Here is a 2,156-nt window from a genome sequence, read left to right on the forward strand (position 1 = left end):
GGCTTGGACGATCTCGTCGGCGACCGCCTTGAGCTGGCGGACCAGCTCGGCGCGGATCTCCTTGCCGCCCTCGAGCTTGCGCAGGTCCCGTGACAGCCGCCGGAGCTGTTCGGCGCCCTGCACGCGCAGGATGTCCCGGGACGTCATCGGTCAGCTCCCCTCGTCCTGCCCGTCGTCGGGCGGTGTCCAGCCGAGCAGGATCAGGGCGTCGCGGGTTTCGGCGGGGATGTGGATCTGCGGGTTCGGCAGGTCCATTCGGTCGATCTCGTACGTGTGCAGCGTGAGATCGACCTCGGGCACGTCGCCCGCCCGCAGTGTGATCGTCGCGTCGGAGACGGCCGCCGAGATGTCGGTGCCGTTGATCGCGATGCGGTGCGCGAGCGCGCCGGGCGTGACCGTGACGCGGCGCGGGGTCACGGCGTCGTGGCCGGGACGGACGCGTCCTCGACGGGCTCGTCGAGGATCGAGAACGTGACCTCGATGTTCGCGGCGTCGGTGTCCACCGTCCGCGACTTGCCGAGGCTCTTGACGCGGACGGGGAAGATGTCCATCGGGCCGTCCTCGACGTCGCCGGCGTCGAGCCACACCACGTAGCCCTTGGTGCCGCGCGGCAGCAGGGTCCGGATGTCCAGGCCCATCGCGTCGCGGTAGCACGTCAGGGACGAGTCGTCCGCGCTCAGCTCGCCGGGGATGGTCTTCTTGAACCGGGAGCCGAGGTCGGGCGTCTCGATGTCGTCGCCCTCGATCTTCCACCCGTCGATGTCGGCGATGGCCTCGGTGATGTCCTTGCCCGCGTTCAGCTCCGTGCGGGTCGGGATCTTGGTCGGGGCGGTGATCGCGGTGAGGAAGTACACCTTCGTGACGCCGCGCTCGAAGTAGCGTTCCTCGGCGGCGATCGGGGTAGCGGGCATGGGTCAGTCCTCCTTGGTGCGGCGGCGCGCGGGCCGCGCGCCGTCCTCGCCGGACGGCTTGTCGGTCAGGTCGCGGCGGGGGACCTCGTCCGGCGCCGCGACCTGCCACCCGGCTTCCAGCCAGTGCGGCAGGGAGATCACCGGGACGTCGGACGTCATCCCGCCCGGGTGCGTGATGGTGATCGTCTTTCTCATGGGTGCCTCATCCCGTGGTCGTGCGGACGGTGACGCGCAGGGTCGCGCCGAGGTTCTGCTGCTCGTCCGCGCCGCCGATCGTCACGCCGTAGTCGGCCAGGGCGGTCGCGTACGCGGTCGTGCCGTAGCCGGGACCCAGGTGCGGGGACGCGGCGAGGGCGGCGCGGATCGGACCGTCCGCGCTGATCAGCTCGTCGAGCGTCGCCTGCGCGACCTCGGCGTCCACGAACGGGACGAGGACGAGCACGTCGAACTGGTAGATGTCCTGGCCGCGCCGCGCCTGCATCGGCGTCGCGTATTCCGCGCTGCTCGGGCTGATGACGGCGGCCGGGAGGTTCGGGACCGACGCGGGCCGGTAGGCGTAGGCCGACAGGCCCTCGACGTCGTCGAGCAGCGCGGCGAGCGCCGTGCGGATCTCTCCGAGCCCGCTCACGCCGCCATCACCCGCTGGAACGGCGCGAGCAGCGCCACGACGTCGGAGTCCTGCCGCGTGATGCGCATCGCGCCGAAGTCGCCGAACCCGGCGACGCCGAGCGGGCTGTCGCGCCGCTTGTAGAGCGCAACGGCGCGCAGGAGCGTCGCGCGCTTCACCTGCTCGGGGACGCTCGACCAGCCCCACCGGGCGGTCACGCGCAGAGACGGCCGCCGGCCGACGCGCGGCCACGGGCCCGACAGCGCGGCGAGCTGCGTCCACGTGTACGCGGGGCGGTCCGGCGCGTCCAGCGGCTCGAGCTGGTAGTCGTCGGGGTCGAGGGTGCGCCACTCGGCGCCGCGTCCGGTGCGGGTCTCGACGACGAGGCCGTCGAGCGCGCCGATGTCGGGGACGTCGGTGACCTCGGGGCCGGTCGGGCGCAGCAGCCGGGCCGTCGCGACGTCGGCGAGCCCGAACGTGCTGCGGCCCGTCCAGTCCTCGACGGCCCGCGACGCCGCCACGACCGCGGGCGCGAGCAGCTCCTCGGCGACCTTCTCCTTGACGTCGGCGAGCTGGCCGCGCAGCTCCTCGACGGTGACGTACTCCATCAGCCCGCCGCCTTGGTGCGGCCCGGCGCG

Annotated in this window: 5 protein-coding genes; all 5 read right to left on the reverse strand. The window is 72.9% G+C overall.

The window, feature by feature from the left end:
* Positions 1-150: 150 nt before the first annotated feature.
* On the reverse strand, positions 151-417 hold the full coding sequence (locus amrb99_RS49115) for a hypothetical protein (protein WP_190868982.1): 267 nt from the start codon (positions 415-417) through the stop codon (positions 151-153).
* Entirely contained in the window at positions 414-911 is a 498-nt protein-coding gene (locus tag amrb99_RS49120) for a hypothetical protein (protein ID WP_190868983.1), read from the reverse strand. Before amrb99_RS49120 ends, amrb99_RS49115 begins: the two co-directional genes overlap by 4 nt.
* 3 nt (positions 912-914) lie before the next feature.
* Positions 915-1,106 carry a hypothetical protein gene (locus tag amrb99_RS49125; RefSeq protein WP_190868984.1) on the reverse strand — a complete coding sequence of 64 codons (192 nt, stop codon included), beginning with the start codon at positions 1,104-1,106 and terminating at the stop codon, positions 915-917.
* 7 nt (positions 1,107-1,113) lie between these two features.
* Positions 1,114-1,539: a hypothetical protein gene (locus tag amrb99_RS49130; RefSeq protein WP_190868985.1), complete on the reverse strand. Its 426-nt coding sequence runs from the start codon at positions 1,537-1,539 to the stop codon at positions 1,114-1,116.
* A partial coding sequence (locus tag amrb99_RS49135; protein WP_206700421.1) for a hypothetical protein occupies positions 1,536-2,156 on the reverse strand: 621 nt, incomplete at its 5' end. The genes amrb99_RS49130 and amrb99_RS49135, both read right to left, overlap by 4 nt.

The organism is Actinomadura sp. RB99 (assembly GCF_014706005.1).
GTDB lineage: Bacteria > Actinomycetota > Actinomycetes > Streptosporangiales > Streptosporangiaceae > Spirillospora.